Raw genomic sequence first — 1,761 nt, forward strand, 5'->3', positions numbered from 1 at the left:
TGATCTCGTACCGACTGTCAAGCAGGAGAAGGCGCGATTTCAACGTGGCGGCGTCGGGCTCGTCGGATTTCCTCTGGAACTGTGAATTGGTCACGAACGATCCGTTTGGCCTCGGCGACGCTGATTTCTTGACCATTCGGACCGCGAAGTATGTAGCGCTGTCCTGTCTTCATCGTCTTGTAGATCCGGTTGACGAGCCGCGTTGCGACGGCGCAGATCGCCTGCTTATGGTGATGGCCCTTCTTCACCATCAGTCGCCAGTAGACTGCTGCGAGGTCTGGATCGATTTTGCGGGCGGTGTCAGCGGCCAGAAACAAGGCACGCTTGATCCGGTCACTGCCACTCTTGGTGATCCGCTGTCCGGGCCGTTCAATACCGCCTGAGGAGTTCTTCTTCGGGAACAGTCCGCAGAAGCCTCGAATCTGGCGCTCGTTGCGGAATCGTTCAGTGCGGGCGATCACGCCGGCCAGCAACGGCGCCAGCGTTATGCCGATACCCGGGATTGAACGCAAGGCATCCGATGGATGCACCTGTTCGTAGAGGAGCTCACTGCGCTTTTCCAATTCGGCAATATTCTGGCTGAGTAGTCTCAGCATCTCCACTTCCTGGCGAACCTCGAACTGTAGTGCCTGGAAGTCGAGCCGGTCAGCATGCAGGGCGATCGTCTTGCGCGCTGTCTCCTTCAGGGACTTCACAAGGTCGTCGACAAAGGGACCGCTATGCGGGTGATTGCCGGAAGCGTTGTCGGCAATGAAGCGCGCCAAAGTATCCCGGCGCGTCTTGAGAACACGGTGCGGATCGAAGAAGTCGGCCAGGATCGCCAGAGTCAATCGCGTCGTCGTGTCGGGCAGAACCGGCTCGAGCTCCGGACAGGCCCAGCGGATCAGATCGAGGATTCGACGACGCGACGAGCAGATGAGCTCCTGGTAACGGTGACGTTGTTTGGTCAGGCGCTGCAATGCGTGATGTTGTGGCGAAGGGACATGCACGGGATCAAGCGACCGGTAGCCAAAGCTGGGGAGCGCGCCCAACACGTGAGCATCGGCCAAATCGGTCTTCGCATGCTCGCTCAGGTATTGGCGAAGGGCTTTGACCCGTTGCCCTTTTACGCGAATGACCCGGACTCCCACGCCCTCTAGCCACGAGGCGACGGGAAACCACGCCATCCCGGTTGGCTCCATGACTGCGACGATCGGCACGCCGAGCGGAACATCGCGCACGACGGCGTCAACAAACTGCTTCAGGTCATTGGCCGTCAGCCGGAATCGCAGTGGCTTACCCACCGGCACCCCGTCGTCGAAGATTTGAGCGACCTGGACAGCACTGATCGCCAGGTCAATACCCACGGTGCGTCGTTGCATCGCATCCTCCCTACCAGGTTGTTCGGGCTCGATGCTGGGCAGCACTTCCAGGTGTTTGATTCGTGGCCGCCTGTTGCGCCACTATCTCGTTACTCTTGCCTGCGCCAGCTCGGCCACGCAACCTTGGCTCCACATCGTCGGGACGAACTCGCGAGGCTCTCCCACGTTCTTAATCGGTGGCATGACCGATGCCCGCGGGCAAGAGTACCCAAGCAACAGGGCGGGGTCGATGCCCAGCGAATCGGATTGCTCCGGACCTCATACTCTTGCCCCTCGGCATCAGCCCACTGCCAAGAAGATACAGGGCTGATCCGCGATCACTTCGTCAAGGCGCCTTGCAAATCTGAACCCTTATCGACTTGCCCCTCGGCATCAACCCCGTATCGCTATAGATACCTGG

Annotated in this window: 1 protein-coding gene; it reads right to left on the reverse strand. The window is 59.7% G+C overall.

Translation table 11 applies throughout. The annotated features are described in order from the left end of the window. Positions 1–17 precede the first annotated feature (17 nt). The gene (locus tag GPA25_RS23520) at positions 18–1,361 is read right to left on the reverse strand and encodes an IS110 family RNA-guided transposase (RefSeq protein ID WP_169262820.1); all 1,344 of its coding nucleotides are present in this window, start codon (positions 1,359–1,361) and stop codon (positions 18–20) included. Between the last annotated feature and the right edge of the window lie 400 nt (positions 1,362–1,761).

Source organism: Aromatoleum diolicum, assembly GCF_012910955.1.
In the GTDB taxonomy this organism is placed as follows: domain Bacteria; phylum Pseudomonadota; class Gammaproteobacteria; order Burkholderiales; family Rhodocyclaceae; genus Aromatoleum; species Aromatoleum diolicum.

Bases quoted from the DNA above. Each gene is read 5' to 3' on its own strand.
- GPA25_RS23520 (WP_169262820.1), bottom strand. From the start codon at position 1,361: ATGCAACGACGCACCGTGGGTATTGACCTGGCGATCAGTGCTGTCCAG.